The organism is Micromonospora sp. NPDC049204 (genome assembly GCF_040647935.1).
GTDB lineage: Bacteria > Actinomycetota > Actinomycetes > Mycobacteriales > Micromonosporaceae > Micromonospora.
Map to the genome: position 1 here is coordinate 491,285 of NZ_JBEZDC010000001.1, position 22,406 is coordinate 513,690.

Here is a 22,406-nt window from a genome sequence, read left to right on the forward strand (position 1 = left end):
TCAACGCCCGCACGGCTCGTCGACGGTCACCCGGCCGGCCAGGTCGCGCAGCAGCGCCATGTTGCTCACGCTGATCTGATCCCGGATCCAGTTGACCGACGAGTTCCACTGACGGCTGAACCCGGGTACCTGCTCCAACTGGTCCCAGATCGGCCGCAGCCGCGGGTGCACCCGCGCGCCGGGCAGCCACAGGTGCAACAGGTGCTCCAGCACCGGCCGCAGCCGCTCGACGTGCTCCTGCCCGGAGGCCGATCGGGTGACCGCGGACTCCACCAGCGAGGACAGCATGGTCAGCAGCCAGTCGTGCAACGCGAGATCTTCGCAGAGCCCCGCCACGGCGGCCGGCACGTCCTGCGGGTCGAGCACGAGTTCGACCGTCCGCAGGGTGGGCGAGTCCACGGTGACCACCGCCGAGACGTCCCGGTTCGGACGCTCGTCGGCCTGCGCGGTCCAGCGCAGCCGGGTGCGGGCGGTGCGCAGGGGCGGGCGACGATCCAGCAGTTCGGACATCTGCACACCGTCGAGCACCCGGCCGGTGATCGCCTCCAGGTTCAGCACGTCGGCGTTGTTGCCCTGCAGGAAGCCCGCGCTCAGGTCGGCGACGTCCAGCTTGCCGACCGTCTCCAGGACGCCGGGGTTGGCCAGATAGTGCGACCACGGCTGGCGGCGCTCGCCGGCGACGACGTGGATGACCGAGGAGGCCTGCACGATCCGGCCGCCGGTGATGACGGCCCGGGTGACGACGGCTCCCACCCCCCGCAACTGGCGCTTCCTGGCACTCGGGAGCCAGCAGTCGACACCGGTGCGGACATCGGGTGACACCGCGTACAGCGATGGCCGCCGGGAGGTGAGCACGGCCTCCCCCTCGATCAGGCTGAGCACCTCGGCGCTCTGCTCCTGGGCCAACGCCGTGCTGTGCTGCAGAAGGCTGGTGTGCACCTCACCGACCGTGAGCATGGCTTCCTCCGCAACGCTGCCACCGACCCGCGCTCATCCCGCGGTATGCGGCTCATGCTGATTGACGTACACCCTCGCGACCGGCACGGACACGGATCCGCACCGGACAACCGAAACACGATTACGAGATTCGACCGCCCGGATCCGTATCTGTTGATGGCCATCATAGGCCTGGGGTCGGCGGGAATCCCATGTACGGCCGGCGTTCGGAGTGTTCGCGGTCGGACGGACGTGACAGCGGCTGATATTTTCAATGGTGCGGTCGCCAGCCACCCCCTGGAGTTTGCCGTTCATGAAGGTCTACATTTCGGCCACCCAAAAGGACCTGCTGGAATACCGCGCTGCCGTGCACGCCGTGGCTCGCCGTCTGGAGATCGACGACGTGGCCATGGAGGCGTACGGCGCCGACATCCGGCCGCCGCTGGAACGCTGCCTCTCCGACGTGCGCCGGTGCGACCTCTACGTCGGGCTGTTCGCCTGGCGGTACGGGTTCCGGCCGCCCGGCCAGGAGTCCTCGATCACCGAGTTGGAATACCGGGAGGCGCTCGCGGCGGGAAAGCCCTGCCTGGTGTTCCTGCTCGCGGAGGACACGCCCTGGCCGGTCGACATGATCGACCGGGACGCCGACTGGCAGCAGATCGTCGCGTTGCGCCGTGAGCTCAAGGAGCGCCACCTCTGCGCCTTCTTCTCCGGCGTGGACGACCTCACCGCCAAGGTGACCGCGGCACTGGCCGACGTACGCAGTGGCAGGTCCCCGGCGCGCGAACCCGCCGACCCGGACACCCACCTGCCGACGGCCGTCCGCAACCAGTACTACAAGCAGTTGTCGCTGAGATACCAGGCCGTCTCGGTGGACGCGGTCTCACCGCGTCCCACCATCGGCTACCTCACCGTCGGGCTGCCCAAGGTGTTCGTGGAGCCGCGCGTCCACGAGGACGCGCGACCGGAGATGCCGCTGGCGTGGTGGCGTTGGGCCGGTTCCACACCGGGCGACGACGTCGGCGGGCTGCCCGGGGTGGTCAACCCGGCGGAGGTGGAACGGCTCTGGGAGGAGTACGCCGCCAAGGACGAGCTGTCGTTGTTCGACGTGGTGTCCGACCCGGGCCGGCGCACGATCATGCTGCTCGGCGACCCCGGCTCGGGCAAGTCCGCGGCCGCGCGGTACCTGGCGCTGACGCTGGCCGGGGTCTGCGTCGAGCCTCGACTGAGCGCGCTGGACCGGTACCTCCCCGTCCTGATCGAGCTGCGCTCCTACGCCACCCATCACGGGGACGGCCGGTGCGACGGTTTGCTCGACTACGTCGGCCACCGCCACCAGCAGGGGCTGGCCGGTATCGACCAGGACGTGCTGGAGGCGTACCTGCGCCAGGGCGGCCAGGCGCTGTTCCTGTTCGACGGCCTGGACGAGGTGTTCGACCCGGCGCAGCGCGAAGAGGTGGCCGCGCAGATCGCCACGTTCGCCAATGAATACCCGGGCGTGCTGACCGTGGTCACCTCGCGGGTGGCCGGCTACCAGAGGCACACCCTTGCCAACGCGGGCTTCGACCACTTCACCCTGGAGGATCTCGACGACGAGCAGATCGCGAGGTTTCTCGGCAACTGGTACCGCTACGTGATGCCCACACCGGCCGCGGAGGCAGAACGACAGCGGCGGCAGATCCTCGACGTGGTCGGCAGTTCCCGGGCGATGCGCGAGATCGCCGGCAACCCCCTGCTGCTGATGCTCATGGCGATCGTCGGCCGGGGTCACCCGCTGCCGCGCAACCGACGCCGGCTCTACGCCCACGTGACCGACGTACTGATCTCCGAGTGGGATGTGACCAAGCAACTGCGCGAGAGCCACGGCGACGTGCCGTCGCTGGACCTGCAGGCGAAGCGTCGGCTGCTGCGTCACCTGGCGTACTGGATGCAGGTCCGCGAGTCCGGCCCCGCCGGTAACTACATTGAATCCGACGAACTGGCTCGCATCTTCCGGGATCACCTCGTCGCGTTCTACGGTTTCGAGAATGAGCGGGCGCTCGCCATGGCTTACTCGATGATCGACAAATTGCGGCAGCGAAGTTTCATCCTGGAACGGTACGGACTGCGACTGTTCGGGTTCGTGCACCGCGCGTTCCTGGAGTTCTTCTGTGCCGAAGAGATCGTGGACAGGTGCGAACACGACAAGGCCAACTGGGGCCTCGGTCGTCTGCGTTCGCTGTTTCGCGACCACTGGGCCGATCCGTCGTGGCGGGAGGTGCTTCGACTGGTCGCCAGCGCCCTGCCCGCCCAGATCGCCAACGAGCTGGTCACCCTGCTCGCCACCGAGGCCACCCAACCGTGGCCGCCGCTGAACCTGACCGGGCCGCCGTGGAACCTGGTGCTGGCGGCGCAGTGCGTGGCCGAGGCGCCGCAGCCCGCCGAACTGGCCGGGGCGGGCGACGCCGTGCTGCGCCAGGTCGTACGTCTCATCGAGCACGGCATCTCCGCCGACGACCCGAACCTGGTGGATCTCACCGAGCAGGAGCTGCTGTCCTCGATCCGGGCGCTCGGCCCGAGTTGGCCCGGCCGGGAGATCTTCCTGCACTGGTACCGCCGCCGTGGGGTGCGGACCAGTTGGCGATCCGGCTCTGCCTTCGCCACCCGGATCGCGGCGGTGCTGTCCACCGCCGAGGAGCAGATCGAGGACCTGCTCGTCCGGGAGCTGGGCCAGGGTCGCGAGCGGCAGGCCCACCTCACCCTGGTCGCCGGGCTGGCCGAGGCCGCCGGCCGCCTCGAGGCCACCGGCGGCAGCAGTCGCCGATGCCGGGACATGCTGCTCGCCCAGGCGCAGGCCGAGGTATCCACCGCGGTGCGGCAGGCCGCCGTACGCGCACTGGTCGCCCACTTCGGCGCCGACCTCGACCTCGTGGACGTGCTGCGCGACCTCGCCCACTCCCCCGATCTCGCGGTGCGGGCGCTGGCCGTGCAGTCCCTCGGCACCCGGTCCGACCTCTCCGACGACGTCCGCCAGGTGTTGGCCAGGGCCACCGGGGACAGCGCCGCCGCGGTGCGGCGAGCCGCCGCCGGAGTGCTCACCGCGCGGTGCGCCGACCTGCCGGACGCACCCGAGACGATGCAGCGGCTGCTGGCCACCGACACCGACCCCGGTGTGGTGCAGTGCGTGCTGAAGGGTCTGCTGGTTCTGCCGGAGTACGCCGAGACCGCACGAAGCACGGCGTTGCAGCGGGTCACCGGCGACGCCCCGGACGAGGTCCGACGCTGCGTTCTGATCGAGCTGCTGCCCGAGCGACCCAGCCCGGAGAGCACCGAGCTGCTGCTGAAGCTGGCCTGCTCGGACCCGTCCGCAAGGGTCCGCGCGGTCGCCGTGCAGCGGTTGGCGCTCGTCCCCGACCCGGAGGGGCGCTGCCGGGCCCGGCTGATCGATCAGATCGAGCAGGACGAGGAGTCCTCCGTGCGGGCCGCCGCGGTCACCGCTCTGATCGACCGGGACCGCGCCGACGACACCGGGTGGACCGTGGTGGCCCGCTCGGCTCACGTCGACGAGGACGCGACGGTACGCCTCGCGGCGGTGCGCGCGCTGGCCGAGGCCTACCCCGACCACCGCACCGGGGAACTGCTGCTGGAGAGCGCTCGACGCGATCCGACCGCGAGCGTCCGGCTCGCCGCGGTCGACCTGCTCACCGGGCGACCGCTGTTCGGCCACGCGACCCGAGATCTGCTCATCGGCCGCGCCTCCCAGGAGCGGGACCCGATCGTCCGGCTGCGGGTCACCCGCAGCCTGGCCCGTCTCGCCGACCCACCCGACCTTGAGGTGCGGGAGTGCCTTGCCGACCAGGTCAGTCGGGACCCCGACCCGAACGTGCTGTGTGCCGCCGCCCAGGCGCTCGCCCGCCACGGCGATGCCCCGGGCCTGATGGAGACACTGTGCCGGCGGGCCCGCCGAGACAGCTACGTCGGCATCCGGTTGGCCGCCGTGCAGACCCTCTGCGCGTACGGGAGCCCGGAACTGGTGACCGACGTGCTGCTGGAACGCGTCGAGTCCGACACCGACCCGACCGTGTTCGACGCGGCCGTGCGCTGTCTGACCAAGCAGGGCTCGGCGTCCATGGCGGTGACGCTGCGGCTCATGCGCCGCCTGTCGGACCAGGACCCGGCGATCCGCGCCCGCATCGCCGCCGCGCTCGGCGAGCACTTCGGCGCCGACCCGGAGGTTCAGGTGCTGCTGGTCGGGCTGGTTCGCGACGATCCGGCCCTGGAGGTCCGCCGCCGGGCCGTCGAGCAGCTGGGCGCCACCCTGGCCGGCCGCACGGGGGTACGGGACCTGCTGCTGCGGCTGGCTGACGACGATGACTGGGAGATCCGCCGGACCGCGCTGCTCGCGTTGACCCGTCACTACGACCGGGACACCCGGACCCGGGAGGTGCTCGTGCGGCTCGCGCACCAGGAGGACGACGGCGCGGTGCGGCGGCTGGCCGGACAACTGCTGGCCACGCTGCCCGACACCCGACCCGACGACTTTCCGTGATCGACCCGGAGCCGTAGGTGCACACGCGTGCGCGTCAAGCGACGGTCCGATCGACCTCGTCAAATACCATGAGCTCATGACGGATCCGGTCGCCGGCTCGTCCCGCCCGACCGGCTGGAGCCTGCGGGTCCTCTTCGGAGTGATCGGGCTGACCGCTCTCGTCCTCGGCTATGTCGGCTTCGAGCGCCTGCTCCAGGCCCGACCGGACGTCGCCCACGATCCGTACGACCTGCTCTACTACGACCTGCAACTCTTCGTCTTCGGCGCCGAACCCTTCCAGGACGCCGGTCCCTACCCGTGGCAGTTGCAGGTCGCCCGGTTCGCCGCCCCGCTGTTCACGCTCCTCGCCGTGGCCGAGGCCAGCCGGTTGCTGCTGGCCGCCGAGAGTCGCCGCCTGCGCGCCCGGCGGGCACGTGGTCACGTCCTGGTCTGCGGCGACTCCCAGTTCGCCCACATGCTCGCCGACCGGCTCTTCGCCGACGGTGAACGTGTGGTGGTGGTGCGCTCCGAACCGTTCGGGCCGCTGGAGTACCGGTGGCGCCGGTACCTCGGCGTGGTCGGCGACCCGACCAGCCCCGAGGTGTTGCGCGGCGCCGGCCTGCCCCGAGCCCACACCATCTACGCCTGTAGCGAGGACGACGACCGCAACCACGCGATCGCCAACACCGCCAACCGGCTCATCCAGGACCGACGGCAACCACCACGGGTCTACATCCTGGTCCACGACTCGGAGATGTGCCTGTCCCTGCAGGCCCGACGACTTGGTGCCGCCGGATCCAGCCGGCTGCGGCTGGACTACTTCCACGTCGACGACGTCGCCGCACGCGCACTGCACCGGCACCACCCGCTGCCCAGCGCGGGAGACCAACCGACCCGGATCCTCATCGCGGGCACCGGCACCTTCCGCCGGGCCCTCCTGGTGGAGACCGCCCGACACTGGCGCGCATCCCGAGCCGACACCCCCGCGGGCCACGCCGTGCCACCCCTGCGGGTGGACGTGGTGGCACCGGATGCCGCCGCCGAGATCGCGCTGGCGTCGTCGCGTTACCCGTTCCTGGCCACCGTCTGCCAGTTGACCGCGTACGACCTGGATCTCGACGGTGTCGTCGGTCTCGGCCGCGACCGCTACGACCGCATCTACGTCTGCGCACCGGACGAGATCGGCGGCCTGCAGTTCGTACTGGACACGCCCGCCCTGTGGCAGGGCGCCGAGAGTGCCGTGTTCGTGCCGGTCTACCGGCAGGCGGCGCTCGCTGCGGCCTTCCACGGCGACTCCCGTCACGACCTGCTCGACGAGGTGCACGGCAAGCTCCGCCTGTATCCGGTGCTCACCCACGCCTGCGACGCCCGGCTGATCGCCGAGGACCTCACCGAGCGGCTGGCCCGGCTGATCCACGAGCGGTACGTCCAGGCCCAGCAGCGCGCCGGGGTACGACTCGGCGGTGCCCCGGCGATGGTGGACTGGTCACGACTACCCGAGTCGTTGCGGCGGGCCAACCGGGCCCACGTGCAGGACATCGCCGCCAAGCTGTTGGACCTGGGTTGCGTCGTGGCGCCCCGCCACGGTGGCACCGGTGACGCCTCGGCGGCTGGGCAGGCCATCGACGACCGGATCGAGGAACTCGCCCGCCTGGAGCACGACCGGTGGTGCCGGGAACGGCGCGGGGACGGCTGGACGTACGGCGACCCGCGTGACGACGTCCAGCGGCGGCATCCCGCCCTGCGGCCGTGGGAGGAGCTGCCGTCCGAGGTGCAGGAGCAGAACCGCGAGGGGATCCGGGCCCTGCCCGACGTGCTGTCCGACAGCGGGTTCGAGCTGATCCGGCTGACACCCCCGGTGCCCGCGCAGCGGAGAGGCCCGAGGGATGCCGCCTGACCTCGGCCCGGTCCGCGTCGGCGTGACCGGGCACATCAACCTGACCCGCGACACCGAACTGCTCGTCGCCGACGCCCTCCGCGTCGAGTTGGGCCGGATCAGCGACCGGCCCGTACACGGTGTGACCTGCCTGGCGGCCGGCGCGGACCAGGTCTTCGCGCGCACGATCCTCGACCTGGGCGGCACCTACGAGGTGGTCCTGCCGGCCCGCGACTACCGGGTCGCGGTGATCAGGCCGGAGAATCGGCTGGCCTTCGACGAGCTGCTCGACCGGGCGGCAGCGGTCGTGCACACCGGTTACGACCGCTCGGGCACCGCCGCCTACGTGGTCGCCAACCGGGAGCTGGTCCGACGGGTGCAGCGACTCGTGGCGGTGTGGGACGGCAAACCGGGCTGTCACCCCGCGTCGACGGACCGGACCATCGACTGGGCGCGGCACCACGGCGTACCGACCACGATCCTCTGGCCCGCCGGTGCCCGCCGAACGCCCACCGAGGGCTGACGGGCCGGTCCGCTGTCGGCGCCACCAGTGGCGGTCCGTCCATCGGTCGTCGCGGACTCGACTCGGTGCGTGGCTGAGCTCTCACGCCCGCTCGCGCAACAGCGCGTCACCGGTGCGGTAGAGCTCGACGAGCAGTGGGCGCAGCTCCGTACCGGCGCGGGTGAGGCGGTAGCAGGTACTCGGCGGGAAGGTGCGCGAGCGGTCGCGCTCGACCAGGCCCTGCCGGGTCAGCGCCGCGAGCCGCTCGCTGAGCACCTTGGCGCTCAGGTCGGGCAGCGCCGCCTGAAGTCGGCCGAACGATCGCGGGCCGTGCATCAATTCCCGCAGCACCAGGGTCGCCCACCGGCCGCTCACCGCGGCCAGGGCAACCTCGACGGGGCAACTGGGCTCCGGCCGGCGGGTCGCGCCCCGCTGGTCCGGCACCAGGTCACGATCCCAGGCGCCGCTCACCGTTTGGTTACCTACGCGCCCAGCGCCTTGACTGTCGGCATGTCCAGCGATCTCGACACCCACTCCACGAGTGTCCCACTCAGCGACAGCGCGGCCCACCACCCGTCGGTGTTCGCCCGCGCCTTCAATTCCGGGGACGTCGCCGCAGTCGAGCAGGTCTACGAACCCGAAGGCCTACTCGTCACCGTCCCGGGTCAGCCCGTCACCGGTGCCGCCCGGATCGCCGCCAATCAGCGCCTCCTCGACCTCGGGCTCCCCATCGACGTACGGCCCCGCCACGTCTACGTGGCCGACGACATCGCCCTGCTCATCGTCGACTGGACCATTGACGGCACCGATCACGACGGCCGTCCCGTACACATCGAAGGCACCGCCACCGACGTGGCCCGCCGCGGTCCCGACGGCCGCTGGCGGTACATCATCGACAACCCGTTCGGCACTGCCGAGCCGGAGACTCACCACGATTAGCGGCAAACGTCTGCGTCCTGCCGCTGGCGCCAGTGGTGCTGCTGACCGCAGCCGCCGTGGGGGTGGTTTGGTTCGCCTGGTGCTGAGGCACTTCCCACCGTCGGCAGGAGCTGGAACAGCGTAGGGTCGGCGTGCAGTGGAGGACTTGCGCGCCCGCCGCGTGGGTCTTCTGTCAGCACGCCGCGATCAGGCGAGTACCACTCTGCACGTTCACCGACCTGTTTCAGGAGGTTCGATCATGTCCAAGGACTCGACGACCAAGGCGAACGTCAAGAAGAAGGGTAAGACGACCAAGGAGAAGCAGACTGCGAAGCGCCTGAAGCGCGAAGAGCAGAACGGGCAATCCTCGAACATCGTGTCCACCGGGCGCTGACGCCGGCAGCATCGCCCAATTGTCAGAATGCGGCGATGAAGGTGGGGGCTGACGTTTGTCGGATCCCCACCTGCCGCTGCTGCCGTAGAGCTACGACAGGGGCCGCTCAGGGCACCAAAGTCGACCTCCTTGCGGTCCGGGACGCGAGGACCTTCGGGGTGGCCCGCCTTTTCAGTAGACAGGTCGGAGCGGGCCGCCCGTACCCGCCAGGCCCACCGGGGGGAAACCCGGTGGCGGTGTCGCCGGAAAACCTCTCGATTCGAACGACTGGATCGACCACAATGCCACCGTGGAACGCGAGCGCCTGGTGAAGTTGAGCAAACGGATGTCGAAGGCGCTCCGGCACGCCCCTGACCGGGCCGGCCTGGTGCTCGACCCGGCCGGTTGGACCCCCGTCGACGCTCTGCTCACCGCCCTACGGATCGAGCGGGCCGAGTTGGACGCGGTCGTCGCCGGCAACGACAAGCAGCGGTTCGCTGTCGAGCGCGGCACCGACGGGGTGCTGCGGATCCGGGCCAACCAGGGTCACTCGGTCCCGGTGGACCTCGGGCTGCCCCCGGTGACCCCACCGGACCGGCTCTATCACGGCACCAGCGCCGGTGCGTTGGAGTCGATCCGGGCCACCGGCCTGCACCGCGGCGGCCGGCATCACGTCCATCTCTCCGCCGACACCGAGACCGCCCACCGGGTCGGCGCCCGACGGGCCGGTCGGGTGGTGATCCTCACCGTCGACGCGGCGGCGATGGCCGCCGCCGGGCACGTGTTCCACCGCAGTGCCAACGGTGTCTGGCTCACCGACGCCGTCCCGGCCGGCTATCTGCTCGACTGAGCCCCGGCCTGGCCCGGACCGCTCTTCGGTGCGGGGTGCGGGCGGCCTCGAAGGGGATGCGGCACGAGACATGCGGCGCCCGCTCGATCGCGGACGGATCTATGCCGGCTCGCGCACGCCGCCGGCGTTGCCACCGTCGTCTGGCATCGGTTCGGTCGGAGCTTCGGGCAGTTCGTCCGGCGCGCCAGGCAGAAGGACGCCCGGGTCGTCGGGCACCGGTTCACGCGGATCGATGGGCGGATACTGTTCGGGGTCGAGATCCGGTTCAGTCATCATGCGAGTATCCGTCGTCTTCCGGGCTGCTGCTCGTCGGGCCCGCAAGCCGGGCGGCCTTCGCCGCACCTTGGGCGACTGGCGGCGCTGATCGGTGGCTGCCTGTCACCTCGGGCGGTGCTCATTTGGCGTCGGCCAGAGCCCGCCGACCCTCCCGGCACCTGGTCAGCAGTGGTGCCCTGATCACCTCCGGCACCCTCGCGGCGCAGACCGCAGAGCTTCGGTCTCCCGACGCCTGCTCCGTCCGACACCAACTGATCGACATCCCGTCGATCAGGACGTTCACGTAGGATTCAACCCATTTGTCACCGCTAACCTCATGATCAACTGAAGATTTTTCCGTGGAAGTAAATGGATCGGGGCGCTGATGCGTAAACCCCGTGTGGAACGAGAACGGACGGACTTCGCGGACTTCTACCAGCGGTCCCGAGACAACTGCCTGCGCGCCGTACTAGCTGGTACGGGCGATCGCGCGCTGGCCGAGGATCTGGTCGCTGAGGCGTACGCGCGGGCCTGGGCCTCCTGGCGACAGTTGAGCCAGCACCCGGCACCGGCGGCGTGGGTGGTGCGCACCGCCCTCAACATCCGGGTGTCCTGGTGGCGGCGACGCCGGCGGGAGGTGGCCCTCGACGGCCACGAGCGAGCGTCTCTCATCGAGGACGACTTCGACCCGAATGACGCTCTCCTGGCCGCCGTTCGCCGGCTGCCGCAGCGGCAGCGTGAGGTGGTCGTGTTACGTATCTGGCTCGACCTGGACACCAGGTCCGTGGCTGCGGCGTTGGGCATCTCCGCCCAAACCGTGGCCGTCCATCTGTCCCGTGCCACCGCAACCCTGCGGGGGCAGCTCGCGCCCGCAGCCCGTTAGGAGATTCGATCATGAATGACAATGAGGTGTGGGACGCGGTGAAACAAACCCTTTCCGACGTACAGATGGATCGCCCGGTCGAGGCGATCGAGCAGCGCGGCCGGGCCCGGCGACGCAACCGCCGGGTGCTCGGCCTGGCCGCTGGCGGCGGCGTCGCGGCCGTGGTCGCTCTCGCACTGGCCCTGCCGATGGCCACGGGATCCGGCACGGCCCCGGCTCCGACCGGCACGGACAATCACGCCGGGGCCGCCTCAGGGGCACCGGCAGGCAACATCAAGCTCGTGTCCCTGGCAGCCAACCTCACCGCGGACAACGCCTCGCTGCCGGGCGACGCGTCGCTGATCATCGAGAAGGTCGATGTCCGTCGGGGCACCGTGCCATCTCGCACCCGGTACCACCTGTACACCGACGGCGGCGAGTACTACTACACGGAGGCCAGGAACGAACTCCCACGGGTGATCGCTCGTGGCGAGAACCTCGGCAACGGCTTCCACACCCGTGGGGTGGCGGCGGCGCGGAACGCGGTAACCGGCGACCTCGCCGAAGCCCGGGAGCAAATGATCAACTCCGTGTACGACGAGGGGAAGCCCCCTGCCGGCGCCGAGGAAAGGCGAATGGAGATCCTTCGGCAGAAGGGGGTCGCCAACCCGTCTCCGCTTACGGATGAGGACCGGGAGCGCATCGCCGCCAATCACCTCTGGGTCAACAGCGTCGACGTGCTCTCCGCAGGGGGAGGCGATCCGAAGGTACGGGCGGGCGTGCTTCGCCTGACCTCCACCATCCCCGGTGTCACCGTCGTGGATTCGACGACCGGCGGGCAGCCCACCCTGACCATCACCGCCAAGGTGTGGACTGACGACACCCAAGAGGTGCTGATCATCAACGCCGAGAGCGGGGTACCGATCAGCGCCAAGATGGACTCCCCGGAGACGGGAACCTCCATTGCCGGAACCTTCGAGGTCTCCCGTGTGACGGTGGCCGACGTCAAGGCCGGCAGCTTCTGACCCTCGGTCCTGCACCGTGCGCGCCGTCCGCACCACGTGGACGGCGCGCACGCGTCGCGCCCACATTCGCGCCTGGTTCCGCGGCGATATCCGACATTCGGACGCCGGTGGATGCCATTCCGGTGCTGTAGGCCATCAACCCACTCGTCGACTGCGGATCTGATGCCGACCTTGAGTTGCCGCTGCATGGCACCCTTGAGCTGATGGACGCTTTCGTCTCACAGCTACCGGCACTACTGGGCGTCGTTGTCGGTGCCCTTGGCGCAGGTCTGGCAACCTTCCTGTCCAGCAGAAGCCAGTGGAAACGCAGTCAGGCCGCGCGATGGGACGATCGGCGAATGGAGGCGTACAGCGAGTTCGCCCAGGTACTCAAAGAGATCCAGGCGGTATCCCTGAAAGTCCTGGCCACGACGGTCGGTGACCGGTATCGCTCGGGGTTGGACAAAGCCGCGGCGCTACCTCGGCTCGCCGACGCCGACATCAGGCACACCCTGGTATGGGAAAACCTCCTGCTCCTTGGGGATGCCAGCACCGTCGCTGCAGCGCAAGACTGGCGAGAGGCGGTCTGGAGGCTCGAGCACCGGGCCCGTGGCGTCGAGGAGACTTCCGAGCCGCTATCCGAACTCGTTCAGCAGGCCAACACGCGACGTGACGGCTTTTATCATGCCGCCCGGCGCGGCCTTGGTGTGAGCGGTGGATCAGTCTCCCAATCCGACCGTCTCCAGCAACGCGCCGCCTCCTCCTTTGAGAGCCACAAGCCCGCGTCCTCAAACAGCTGAACACCGGGCTGGACGTAGTGACCTGCCCTTGCGCCAGCGCACAGATCACCGCCGCCACGTGCAGGGGGCCGGGCTACGTCAGCATCGCGTTGGAGCCGAGGTCCGGAAGCCGCTCCACGGTAAGCGTTTCCGGCCGTAGCCACTGCAATGCCGGCGGCACGGCCGCCGGACAGCCGACCCGGCCAGCGACGGGGTCATCGGCTCCACCAGTCTTCCACCAACGCCGACGCTCTCAAGCCTCGGCCGGCGACGCATCCACCGGATCGGGTGAATCAGTAAGGCCGGCGACCAGCAGCAGGTACGCGGTCAGTTCGACCGCCATCGTCAGCGCCAGCATCGGTTGCGGCATGGACAGGGTGGGCGTGATGCCCGCCCAGGCGAACAAGCCGCTGTCACTGCCTACCGACAGGGGCATCGCGACCATGCCAACGCTTGTGTCCATCAGCGGCAGCGCCACGAGGGCCAGCAACGTCGCGCCCATCGAGGCGAGCCGTCGACCGTGGCCGGCGAGCGCCGAGGCGAGCGCCAGCGCGGTAATCCCGAGGACCAGGGGCGGCAGGACCGCCATGCTCACGGCCATCACCAGATCGGCCACCTCGGTGCCGGCCGTTCGCCGAGGTTCAGCAGCAACGGCACGCCAGATACTGACGATACGGAAGGCCGCATAGCCGGCGATCAGCGCTGCCAGCACACCAGCGGGCACCGCGGTTTGCCGATGCCAGCCACTGCGGCGCCACGCAACGAGCAGCACCACCACCGCGACCAACGAAGGCCAACAGAGGGCGAGCCCCGACTCGAAGGCGGATGGTGCCTCCCGGGCCGAGCCGGGCACGAGCACCTTCCAGCCGTCGCCATCGCTGTCCCCAGCGGCCGGCATCGTCCGGACCGCGTCCACGAGCAGGACCGCGAGGGCTACCCCCAGCGGCCAGCGCGAAGTCGGCGATCGGCTGACCACGGCGCAAGCAAGGAGGAAACCGACGCTCAACAGCTCCGCGTAGCGCCAGACCGGACGGGCGGTCAGGACGCCTGCCACATGGACGGCGGCACACAGAGCCGCAGCAGACAGGAGGAACAGCCGCGGACGCACGGGCGCATCCTGCCACGCATAGTCGCCAACCACAGACGCGCTCTGACCACTCCCAGCCTGAGGCCTGCGTTCACTTGGCGACGAACCCTCAGCCCATGTCAACGATGTCCACCGCAGGTGCGAAGTGGCGCACCGCCGCCGCAAGGCTCGGGCGGAGCCAGCACCACCGGACGCATCCACACGTCCGGATCACTACCCCTGGCCGTCCCGGCCACGACGACCACGCCAAGCATGAGGACCGTCGCCAAGGGCGCCCCAAGCATCGCCCAGCGAAGGCGCAGGGCGTTGGCATCGTCCGGCACGCAGGCACTCTACGGGAGAGGGTGCGGCAGATCCCGACACGCACAGCTTGCTGTTCCTGGGAGTGGCTACAGCAGGTCCAGCGCCGTCTCTATCCGTGTAGCCAGTACCAGATCCATGGCGCCCTCCACGCGGACACTGACCACTGTGCTGCCGGGTGACAGCGCCAGCCGAACTACCAGCATGGGCGTGCCTGCCAGCGGGTACTCGAACCAGCCGTCGGCTGCGTCGTCGTCGGTGTCATCGAGTGCGCCGACCAGCGCCGCCTCGTCCAGATCGTCGTACGCATACCCGACGTAGACGCTGATCTGCCTGAGCAACCGAACGACGTTCTCCTCGGTCACCCATCCCTCGACCTGCGCCACGTCGTCGCGGACTGCCCTGTGCGGTGGCAGCGATCCGGGCGGCACCAACCGTTCCGATTGCGGATCGTACGAGTCGAGGCCGAACGATCCGGCCAGAACAGGCAGCGCACTCAAGTCTTCCCAGCCGTAGGGCAGGGTCAGGCCGACGAATCGATCGGCGAGCCCTGTGTCGCCCCATGGCTGCCGCCAGCCCACATCGCTGTGCCATGGCGCAATCATGTCGGCGAGGTCCGGCCATCGACGTAAGAGTTCGGTGCGAAAAGCCAGAACGCGTTCGTCCGGCACCAGACCACCGGCCTTCTCATCCGCGAGCCTGTCCGCCAGCCGGCGAGGGTCATCGGCAGCCCCAGACGGCCAGAAGTACAGGTCGTAGCTCACCCGGGCAGCGTAGACACCACGGTGGTCGGCCCGCTCTCCGCAAGATGTCCGGATGGCATCTGGGTCGCCTCGGCGTGGGTATCACCCGGCCACCCGCTGTACGAGGAGTTCGCGGTAGCCGACGGCGCTCGCCGCCTGCTTTCGTACGTCGAGGACTGACGCCGGCGGGGCCACTACCATGCGAGCGTGGCTCATGTTGTCCAGGTCCGCAGGCCGTATCCGCTGCTTGTCGCCGCAGTGGTCCTGGTGGCGCTCGGCGCGGCCACGGCCTGGGGCGTCGGCGACACGTTGGGGCTGAGCCACACCCCCGCCGACGTGCCGCACGAGAACGCTGTCGCCGCGCCGGCGCGGAAGCCCGCGCCGGTCCCGCCGTTGGCGTCCCTCGTCGTGCCCGACGAGCCGCGTCTCAGGAAGGCCGCAGCCGCCGTCGCCGACGCGGTCGTCGTCCGCGGCCTGCCCCGGCCGGTGCTCGTCCCGGCCGCGTCGAGCCCGGCGAGGTCCGCGACGACCGCGCCGGGCACCGGCACGGCGCGCGTCGCGGCCCCGGACCTGTCGGCGGTGAGCACGCTGCGGGCGGGCGTGCTGGCCACCCTCAGCGGGACGCCCGAGTCGTACCGGCTCGACGTGCGCGGCGCCGAGCTGGCCGTCCAGGGCGGCGACGTCGCGGGCGTGGCAGCCGGGATGTACCGGCTGGCCGACCGGATCCGCTCCGGTGTCGAGGCGCTCCCCGCGGCGGACGTGGGTCGGGTGGTCATCCCCCGGCTCGGCCTGCGGCTGACCGACGCGGGTTCGGTGGGGCGTGAGCCCGACCCGGCCGTCTTCGCCGCCGGTGACGACTATGGCCTGAACACCGACGTGGTCGGGTCGGCGGTGCTGCCTGGCGCGCCGTGGGTGGACGCTGGCGCGGTGGCCCGCATCGACGCGCAGTTTCGGCAGTTCGTCGACCACTCGGTGGCGCAGGGATTCAACGGAATCGTCGTGCCCGGCTTCCTGGAGTACGTCACGTTCGTGAAGGTCGGCGACGGGCGCGCGGTCTACCCGCCCGGCGACCCGCACGTCGAGCGCGCACGGGCGATGGTCGCGGCGTTCGGCCCCGTCTTCCGGTACGCCGAGGACATGGGCGTGCGGGTCTACCTGCTGACCGACATGCTCGCGGTGTCGCCCCCGCTGGAGGCATACCTGACGCGGACCGTCGGCGGCCTGGACGCGGCCGACCCCCGGCTGTGGGCGGTCTACCAGGCCGGTCTGGCCGAGCTGTTCGAGAGCATGCCGTTCGTCGACGGCCTGATGGTCCGCGTCGGTGAGGGCGGCGAGGTGTACGCCGGGACCGGCTGGGACTACTCGTCGCGGCTCGCGGTCACCACCGAAGCGTCCGTGCGCGCGATGCTGCGGGCGCTGTTGGACACCGCGGGCCGAGCCGGGAGGGAGATCATCTTCCGTACGTGGACGGTGGGCGTCGGCGCCGTCGGCGACCTGCACACCAACCCGGTGTCGTACGCGCAGGTCCTCGGCGGGCTCGATGATCCGCATCTGATCGTGTCCACGAAGTACACCCTTGGCGATTTCTACAGCCATCTGCCGCTGAACACCACCCTGCTGGCTGGCGGGCATCGCCGCATCGTGGAGTTCCAGGCCCGGCGCGAGTTCGAGGCGTTCGGCTCGCTGCCCAACGACCTCGGCCCGCTGCACCGCCAGGCCCTGCGCGCGTTCCTTGCCGCCAACCCGAACGTCGAGGGCGTCTGGAACTGGACCCAGGACGGCGGGCCGTTGCGCGCCGGACCCATGTCGCTGTACCTGCGCACGGGGTTCTGGCAGCTCTACGACCTCAACACGTACGCCGTCGGCCGGCTGGCCTGGGACCCGGACGTCGACCCGGCGCAGGTCACGGCGGACTGGGCGTACCGCACGTTCTCCGACGACCCGGCCACCGTCGCCGCGATCGGGCAGGCCATGGCGCTGTCCCGACAGGCGGTTACCAGCGGCCTCTACATCGGTCCGTACGCCGACCGGTCGGTGCGGGCGCTCGGGCTGGAACCGCCACCCATGATGTGGATCTTCGAGTGGGACATCGTGACCGGCGACTCCGCCGCGTTGGACAGCATCTACGCGGTGACCGGCGGCCGCGTCGACGAGGCGATCGAGGAGGGCACCCAGGCCGTCGCGCTGGCCCGGCGCATGCGCGACCTGGTCGCCGCCACCGAACCGGCGACCTGGCGGGACCCCGACCTGCGCGGGCGCTTCGCCGCGACACTCGACTACCAGGTCGACCTGTTCGAGACGCTGAGCGCGTACCGCACCATGGTGCTGCGACACGCGCAGTGGCTGGACACGGGTGCCTCGGCCGCCCGCCACGACTGGCAACTGGCCGCTGCGGAGTACCAGGACGCGCGCGACGCGCACCGGCAGCGCTACGGCGCCGACCTGGACCTGCCCGCGTACAACTTCACCGCCGCCGACCTCGGGGCGCGGCGCGCCGACCGGGACCCGGCGATGGCCTGGGCGGCCCGGGCGATACTCGGGTCGATCCTGCTGATGGTGCTGCTCGGCCGGTACGGGCGTGGATTCGGGGCAGCCGCCGCGCGCGGGTTGCTGCTCGGCGCGCTCCGGCCGTGGCGGGTCGCCGCGCTGCCCACGCCCATGACACGGGCAGACCGGGTGTTGGTGTGGCTCGTCCCGACCGTGGTGCTGGTGGCGAGCCGGCTCGTGTTGACCTGGTTCGCCGCCCCGGCGCACCTGCTGGTCACCCTCGGTGGGTGGGCGCTGTTCGCCCTCGTCGTACGCCTCGTCGTCGGTCGCCGGGATCCGTTCCACCTCTGGGCCGTCATCGGCGGCGTCGCGCTGCTGCGCAGCGTACTGCTGCTGGCGGCGCTCGCCGGGTGCGGATCGGGCGGTTACTGGTTCGCCTTCTGGGCCGCGCCGAGTCTGCGCGCGGCGTACGTGACCGTCGCGTTCGCGGCATTCTGCTGGCTGTTCGTGGTCGTCGCCGTGGTCCTGCGGGACCGGTACGGCCTGCGCCGCCGAAGGGCCGTCGGGCTGACCCTCACCGCCGCGGGTGTGCCCCTCGGCGTGCTGTCCGCCCTGGTCTCGGTAGTGGGTCTGGAACGCGCGCTGACGGTGTGGAATGACCAGCTCGCGCTGTTGCCCTGGGGCCTGTCCCGCATCCTCGGCATCACCGTTCACCTCGGCGTCCCCGCCGATCTCCCCACCTACACCGCCGTCGCCGGAATCGCCTTGGCCACCGTCGGCCTGGTCCTGTCACTCGGCCGCCACCGGCAATCCGCCTGACCGCCCAGTAGTGGGCTGACCGCCGTCGTCACTCGCCCTGCCACCGACTGTCCGGCGTGCGCGACGGGTCGTGGCCCAGTCCATACCCGGCGTGAATTTCCACCGCGCTCACTCCCAGCGCGTCGAGCCCTCGGTTGAGCTTGCGGTGCGCCTGGAACTCCGCTGTCACGTACTGCTCGCCCTCGACCGCGGTCGCGGGAGACCAGCCGCTGCGGCCCAGTGCTGTCATCGCCGTCTGCACCGCCACCCATGGGCGATGTCCGCTGACGCCGACCAGCGCGTACACCCGGGTGATCGACACCGGCCCACTGACCTCGACAGGGCCGGGGCCGTCACAGGTCCGCCTGCCGACCCGTTCGGCGAGTGTGGTGGCCACCTGAACGGCGCGGTCGGCAGCACTGTCCGGCACGTCGACCACGAGCGCCACCCGCACCGTTGCCTCTTCTCGCACCAAGGCCCGCAGTTCGTCGGGGAGGTCCTCCGCCTCGGTTTCCTCCGCTGGGGCGGTAGCGATGTCACCGGCAGCGTCGATGTCGACCCAGGAACCGGTGTCTCGGAAACGAGCGGCCGCCGCGCGCCAGGCGAGATAGGCCGCATCGGTGCCGTCGCGCGACTCCGGCGGGGCCAGCTCACTGCCGGACAGGAACCCGCGTACGAAGTACCGGGTCTGCTCGGAGCAGTCGCCGATCTCCCCCTTCGACACCCGGGTACGAATGCCGCGCTCCGCGCAGTAGGCGTCCATACGGCCGGCGGAGGTGTGCGGGTTGCCATCGAGAAGGTAGTGCCGTCCGCATTGCTCAGTGTCGAACCACAGGTGCGGGTCGACGTCGGGCGGCAAGGGAGGACGAGCGGCAGAACTCATCCCACGACAGTAGGACGTACGTGTCAGGGACGGTTGCCAGCACGGACGAGATCAGTGGTAAGGCTGCTCACAGCGTCGACAAAGCCATGTCCCCGGGGCGCACCGCCGCCGTCGCCACCCCAGAAGCGTCCCACTGCAACGATCGCGGGCGTGAACCTGTGTGCCAGCCACCCGGCCCGGATTCGGGTCTGAGATCGTGCTCGTCCGAGGGCAGGCGGCGCTGTCTTGGCCGGCAAAGCAGCAGCCACCGCGGGGCTGGCGTTGTTATCGGTATGAGGGATAGGTACACCCATGGACGCTGACCTCGACCGGGAGTTCAGCGATTTCGTCGCGGCCCGCTCGCACGCCCTGTTCCGGACCGCGCTCGCCCTGACTGGGCACCGTCAGCAGGCCGAGGATCTACTCCAGACGGTACTGACCAAGGGCGCCCGACACTGGGGGCGGATCCGCACCGGAAACCCAGAGGCGTACCTGCGCACCGCGCTGTACCGCCAGCAGACGAGTTGGTGGCGCAGCCTCCGCCGGGGGCGCGAGGTCAGCGCTGAACAGGTGCCGGAGGTCGCGACGACGGGCGACGCCACCGCCACCGTCGACCTCAACCTGGCGCTCAGGCAGGCGTTGGCGCAGCTCGCGCCCAAACACCGGGCGGTGCTTGTGCTGCGCTACTTCGAAGACCGGCCGGACAGCGAGATCGCGGAGATTCTGGGCTGCACCCAATCCACGGTACGCAGCCAGGCCGCACGGGCTCTCGCCCGGCTGCGCGAACTCTGTCCCAGGCTCGACATCCTCGCCACGAAGGAGGCGGTAGACCGATGAACCAGCACCTCACCAGAGCGCTCCGGACCGCATTCGAGGAACTGGCCGAGACCGCGCCGGCGCCGGTCGGGCTGGCCCAGGCCGCACTGGTCAGCGCCCGCCGGCAACGGGTCACCCGGCAGGCCGTCGGCGGTGGCTTCGCCGCGGCGATCTGCGCCGCGCTGATCGGCGTGGTCGCCGTCGTCGCCCCGATCAGCGGTACGGCCGGCGACCAGTTCGCCGATAACGGGCTGAGGCCACTCGTGGTGACCGCGTACAGCGGCATCCGCGATCCGAAAATCGATGATCCGAGCCCGAACTTTCTGTACTCGCTCCTACTGAACGCGAAGACCGGCCGGTACGACCGGGTGCCGTACCGGTATGCCATGCCATCCCCGGACGGCAGCCAGGTGCTGGTCGCGACGGGCGACAACAGTCAGCGCTATCCCACCCGGGCGGGCGTACTTGACCGGACCAGCGGGAACGTACGGTGGATCGCCGAACTCGGCAGAACCAGCCACGCCCACTTCCCCGGCTATTCGACCGACGGGCGCTGGTCGCCGGACGGGCAGCGCATCCTCTTCACCCACCTGCCGCGCACGGGTACGCCCGGCTTCGTGCTGGTGGATTCGGAGACGCTCACGACAACGTTCGTCCCACTGCCCGACCTGGCCGAGCAGAACGACCAGGCCACCGGCCTGATCTGGACGCCGGACAGTAACGGGCTCGCGCTGACGCTCTCCAAATCTCTCGATGAGCCCACGGTGACCGGGATCCGCATCTACGACCTGGCTGGCAAAGTGGTGCGTACCGTTCCCGTCAGCGGCGGCCAGCTGGACGACGTCAGCTTCTCTCCGGACGGCGGGCAACTGGCGCTGTCGCCGTACTCCGATGGGGTGCGGCAGACCTCGGTCACGGTGGTCGATCCGGTCACCGGGGCGGTCCAGCACAGCGTCAAGGTGCCCCTTGCCGGCAGCCTGATCGGCTGGACGGACGACCAGCACCTGCTGATCCGCGTCTACCACGACGCGGGCGGGATACCGGCATCGGACCAGCCCGCCCCAGCCCTCGGACCAGGTGATGACGAGTACGACCGCCTGCTCGTGGTCGACCTGACCGGTCGGGTGACCCACTCGATGCACCTACCGGCCGAGGAGGCCGACCACCTCTTCATCGGCTCCTCCGCCGGCCTGCCGAGCAGCGCCGCGAAGATCACCTTCTGAGCCGTGCTGGACCTCGCCACCGTCAACGAAGTCGGCCAGACCAGCTGACAACGGTACGGGGCGGGTCGGGTCACTTCGGCGCGGCCCGCCCCGTACCGCCCATCTGCAACACACCCCCTGGCCCATCCCCCTGGAGCCTTCTATGCGCCCTCGCGTGATTATGGTGTTCGCTGTCGCGGCGATCGTTTTCGGCGGGGTCCTGCTGGTCCCTGCCGCGTACGCCAGACTCGCCACCACCCCCGATCCGACCGACTCCGCATCCGCCACCCCCACCACCCCGCCGCCCGCGCTGACCCCGCCACCGCCGCCGACCCTGGCCGCCGCACCGATATCGGTGCCGGTGGACGGCTTCTTCGCGTGGGCACTGCTGGACCGCGAGAGCGGGCAGACCGCCGGCTCGGCCAACAGTGCCAAGTCGACCAACTCCACCGAATCGATGATCAAGGTTTGGATCGTCGCGGACTTCCTGCGCCGAACGGCGGAGGCGAACAAGACGCCCTCGAACGAACGCCTGAAACAGGCCAGCCAAGCGATCCGCTACAGCTCCAACGACTCGGCCGAAGCGCTCTACAACGCTGGCGGTCGCACAGCGGTGATCAGACGGATGATCAGCCTGTGCCGGTTGACCAAGACGAGGCCGGGCACCATGCCTGGCTACGCGGGCTGGTGGAGCTTCACCGAGATGACCGCCCAAGACGCGGTACGAATGGGCGAGTGTGTCAAGAGCGGCAAGGCCGCGGGTCCCAAATGGACCGACTGGTTGCTCAAGGAGATGCGCAACGTCTGGGGCACCACCGCCAAGAAGGATCAGCAGGAGGCGCGAGAGGGTGGCCGGTGGGGCATCATCGACGGCTTACCGATGGAGATGCTCGAGAAGGACCCGGTCAGCATCAAGAACGGCTGGACCTCGCTCGACTATGACGGCAACTGGCACGTCAACTGTCTGGCCATCACCAACAACTGGGTACTCGCGGTGCAGGTGCGCTACCCGGACCAGCACGGTCTCGACTACGGCGCACGCGTCTGTGCGCGCGTCGCCGCCCAACTGGTGACCCCGCGACCGGGTGCCGCGCTGAACGTGCCCCGACCCCAGACCGGAGGGGTCTGACCGTTCCATCCACGAAGGGGCACCGGCGTCTCCCAACACGGGTGCCCCTTCCCCGTTTCGCTGGCACTACCCCAGAGACTCGCTCCCCCGAGGCTGTGCGCAGCCTCGTCGTACACCAAG

General features: G+C 70.1%; 19 protein-coding genes. 13 read left to right on the forward strand and 6 right to left on the reverse strand.

The window, feature by feature from the left end; all coding sequences use genetic code 11:
• Window positions 1–957, reverse strand: a complete 957-nt coding sequence (locus AB0A90_RS02250) for an SCO2521 family protein (protein ID WP_357240251.1) — start codon at window positions 955–957, stop codon at window positions 1–3.
• Between the two features lie 292 nt (window positions 958–1,249).
• On the opposite strand from AB0A90_RS02250, the gene AB0A90_RS02255 reads away from it, so the two are divergent.
• From AB0A90_RS02255 to AB0A90_RS02265, 3 genes are all read left to right on the forward strand, one after another.
• Window positions 1,250–5,464 (forward strand): HEAT repeat domain-containing protein, encoded by a 4,215-nt coding sequence (locus AB0A90_RS02255; protein WP_357240254.1) that lies wholly within the window; start codon window positions 1,250–1,252, stop codon window positions 5,462–5,464.
• 76 nt (window positions 5,465–5,540) lie between these two features.
• Complete coding sequence (locus AB0A90_RS02260; RefSeq protein WP_357240257.1) at window positions 5,541–7,340, forward strand: RyR domain-containing protein; 1,800 nt, start codon at window positions 5,541–5,543, stop codon at window positions 7,338–7,340.
• Entirely contained in the window at window positions 7,330–7,842 is a 513-nt protein-coding gene (locus AB0A90_RS02265; RefSeq protein ID WP_357240260.1) for a hypothetical protein, read from the forward strand. The genes AB0A90_RS02260 and AB0A90_RS02265 overlap by 11 nt, the downstream gene beginning before the upstream one ends.
• A gap of 81 nt (window positions 7,843–7,923) precedes the next feature.
• On the opposite strand, the gene AB0A90_RS02270 is transcribed toward AB0A90_RS02265, so the two are convergent.
• On the reverse strand, window positions 7,924–8,265 hold the full coding sequence (locus AB0A90_RS02270) for a helix-turn-helix domain-containing protein (protein ID WP_357240670.1): 342 nt from the start codon (window positions 8,263–8,265) through the stop codon (window positions 7,924–7,926).
• Between the two features lie 66 nt (window positions 8,266–8,331).
• On the opposite strand from AB0A90_RS02270, the gene AB0A90_RS02275 reads away from it, so the two are divergent.
• The 3 genes from AB0A90_RS02275 to AB0A90_RS02285 all read left to right on the forward strand — a co-directional run bounded on the left by AB0A90_RS02275 (window position 8,332) and on the right by AB0A90_RS02285 (window position 9,962).
• Window positions 8,332–8,760, forward strand: coding sequence for a DUF4440 domain-containing protein (locus AB0A90_RS02275; protein WP_357240263.1), 429 nt, complete (start codon window positions 8,332–8,334; stop codon window positions 8,758–8,760).
• A 238-nt stretch (window positions 8,761–8,998) separates the two neighbouring features.
• The gene (locus AB0A90_RS02280; RefSeq protein WP_357240266.1) at window positions 8,999–9,133 is read left to right on the forward strand and encodes a hypothetical protein; all 135 of its coding nucleotides are present in this window, start codon (window positions 8,999–9,001) and stop codon (window positions 9,131–9,133) included.
• Window positions 9,134–9,422: 289 nt separating this feature from the next.
• Window positions 9,423–9,962 carry an RNA 2'-phosphotransferase gene (locus tag AB0A90_RS02285; RefSeq protein ID WP_357240269.1) on the forward strand — a complete coding sequence of 180 codons (540 nt, stop codon included), beginning with the start codon at window positions 9,423–9,425 and terminating at the stop codon, window positions 9,960–9,962.
• Window positions 9,963–10,061: 99 nt separating this feature from the next.
• Here AB0A90_RS02285 and AB0A90_RS02290 read toward each other — a convergent pair whose 3' ends face one another.
• Complete coding sequence (locus AB0A90_RS02290) at window positions 10,062–10,238, reverse strand: hypothetical protein (RefSeq protein ID WP_357240272.1); 177 nt, start codon at window positions 10,236–10,238, stop codon at window positions 10,062–10,064.
• A 364-nt stretch (window positions 10,239–10,602) separates the two neighbouring features.
• On the opposite strand from AB0A90_RS02290, the gene AB0A90_RS02295 reads away from it, so the two are divergent.
• The 3 genes from AB0A90_RS02295 to AB0A90_RS02305 all read left to right on the forward strand — a co-directional run bounded on the left by AB0A90_RS02295 (window position 10,603) and on the right by AB0A90_RS02305 (window position 12,883).
• Window positions 10,603–11,100: a sigma-70 family RNA polymerase sigma factor gene (locus AB0A90_RS02295; protein ID WP_357240275.1), complete on the forward strand. Its 498-nt coding sequence runs from the start codon at window positions 10,603–10,605 to the stop codon at window positions 11,098–11,100.
• A gap of 11 nt (window positions 11,101–11,111) precedes the next feature.
• A complete protein-coding gene (locus tag AB0A90_RS02300; RefSeq protein WP_357240277.1) occupies window positions 11,112–12,104 on the forward strand; it encodes a hypothetical protein in 993 nt (330 codons plus the stop codon).
• Window positions 12,105–12,307: 203 nt separating this feature from the next.
• A complete protein-coding gene (locus AB0A90_RS02305; RefSeq protein ID WP_357240280.1) occupies window positions 12,308–12,883 on the forward strand; it encodes a hypothetical protein in 576 nt (191 codons plus the stop codon).
• Between the two features lie 232 nt (window positions 12,884–13,115).
• Here AB0A90_RS02305 and AB0A90_RS02310 read toward each other — a convergent pair whose 3' ends face one another.
• Both AB0A90_RS02310 and AB0A90_RS02315 read right to left on the reverse strand, forming a co-directional pair.
• Window positions 13,116–13,970 carry a hypothetical protein gene (locus AB0A90_RS02310; protein WP_357240283.1) on the reverse strand — a complete coding sequence of 285 codons (855 nt, stop codon included), beginning with the start codon at window positions 13,968–13,970 and terminating at the stop codon, window positions 13,116–13,118.
• A 368-nt stretch (window positions 13,971–14,338) separates the two neighbouring features.
• Window positions 14,339–15,013: a hypothetical protein gene (locus tag AB0A90_RS02315; RefSeq protein WP_357240286.1), complete on the reverse strand. Its 675-nt coding sequence runs from the start codon at window positions 15,011–15,013 to the stop codon at window positions 14,339–14,341.
• A gap of 186 nt (window positions 15,014–15,199) precedes the next feature.
• Between AB0A90_RS02315 and AB0A90_RS02320 the strand changes: the two genes are divergently transcribed.
• Window positions 15,200–18,298 (forward strand): hypothetical protein, encoded by a 3,099-nt coding sequence (locus AB0A90_RS02320; RefSeq protein WP_357240289.1) that lies wholly within the window; start codon window positions 15,200–15,202, stop codon window positions 18,296–18,298.
• 28 nt (window positions 18,299–18,326) lie between these two features.
• Here AB0A90_RS02320 and AB0A90_RS02325 read toward each other — a convergent pair whose 3' ends face one another.
• Window positions 18,327–19,160 (reverse strand): hypothetical protein, encoded by an 834-nt coding sequence (locus AB0A90_RS02325; protein WP_357240292.1) that lies wholly within the window; start codon window positions 19,158–19,160, stop codon window positions 18,327–18,329.
• 291 nt (window positions 19,161–19,451) lie between these two features.
• On the opposite strand from AB0A90_RS02325, the gene AB0A90_RS02330 reads away from it, so the two are divergent.
• The 3 genes from AB0A90_RS02330 (at window position 19,452) to AB0A90_RS02340 (ending at window position 22,286) form a co-directional block, all read left to right on the forward strand.
• Window positions 19,452–19,976 carry a SigE family RNA polymerase sigma factor gene (locus AB0A90_RS02330; protein WP_357240295.1) on the forward strand — a complete coding sequence of 175 codons (525 nt, stop codon included), beginning with the start codon at window positions 19,452–19,454 and terminating at the stop codon, window positions 19,974–19,976.
• Window positions 19,973–21,178, forward strand: a complete 1,206-nt coding sequence (locus AB0A90_RS02335) for a hypothetical protein (RefSeq protein WP_357240298.1) — start codon at window positions 19,973–19,975, stop codon at window positions 21,176–21,178. The genes AB0A90_RS02330 and AB0A90_RS02335 overlap by 4 nt, the downstream gene beginning before the upstream one ends.
• 142 nt (window positions 21,179–21,320) lie before the next feature.
• Window positions 21,321–22,286, forward strand: coding sequence for a hypothetical protein (locus tag AB0A90_RS02340; protein WP_357240301.1), 966 nt, complete (start codon window positions 21,321–21,323; stop codon window positions 22,284–22,286).
• The last annotated feature ends 120 nt before the right edge of the window (window positions 22,287–22,406 follow it).

Coding starts and splice junctions, on each gene's coding strand:
- AB0A90_RS02335 (WP_357240298.1), top strand. CDS start 19,973: ATGAACCAGCACCTCACCAGAGCGCTCCGGACCGCATTCGAGGAACTG.
- AB0A90_RS02290 (WP_357240272.1), bottom strand. CDS start 10,238: ATGATGACTGAACCGGATCTCGACCCCGAACAGTATCCGCCCATCGAT.
- AB0A90_RS02280 (WP_357240266.1), top strand. CDS start 8,999: ATGTCCAAGGACTCGACGACCAAGGCGAACGTCAAGAAGAAGGGTAAG.
- AB0A90_RS02255 (WP_357240254.1), top strand. CDS start 1,250: ATGAAGGTCTACATTTCGGCCACCCAAAAGGACCTGCTGGAATACCGC.
- AB0A90_RS02265 (WP_357240260.1), top strand. CDS start 7,330: ATGCCGCCTGACCTCGGCCCGGTCCGCGTCGGCGTGACCGGGCACATC.
- AB0A90_RS02260 (WP_357240257.1), top strand. CDS start 5,541: ATGACGGATCCGGTCGCCGGCTCGTCCCGCCCGACCGGCTGGAGCCTG.
- AB0A90_RS02330 (WP_357240295.1), top strand. CDS start 19,452: ATGGACGCTGACCTCGACCGGGAGTTCAGCGATTTCGTCGCGGCCCGC.
- AB0A90_RS02305 (WP_357240280.1), top strand. CDS start 12,308: ATGGACGCTTTCGTCTCACAGCTACCGGCACTACTGGGCGTCGTTGTC.
- AB0A90_RS02295 (WP_357240275.1), top strand. CDS start 10,603: ATGCGTAAACCCCGTGTGGAACGAGAACGGACGGACTTCGCGGACTTC.
- AB0A90_RS02250 (WP_357240251.1), bottom strand. CDS start 957: ATGCTCACGGTCGGTGAGGTGCACACCAGCCTTCTGCAGCACAGCACG.
- AB0A90_RS02300 (WP_357240277.1), top strand. CDS start 11,112: ATGAATGACAATGAGGTGTGGGACGCGGTGAAACAAACCCTTTCCGAC.
- AB0A90_RS02275 (WP_357240263.1), top strand. CDS start 8,332: ATGTCCAGCGATCTCGACACCCACTCCACGAGTGTCCCACTCAGCGAC.
- AB0A90_RS02340 (WP_357240301.1), top strand. CDS start 21,321: ATGCGCCCTCGCGTGATTATGGTGTTCGCTGTCGCGGCGATCGTTTTC.
- AB0A90_RS02325 (WP_357240292.1), bottom strand. CDS start 19,160: ATGAGTTCTGCCGCTCGTCCTCCCTTGCCGCCCGACGTCGACCCGCAC.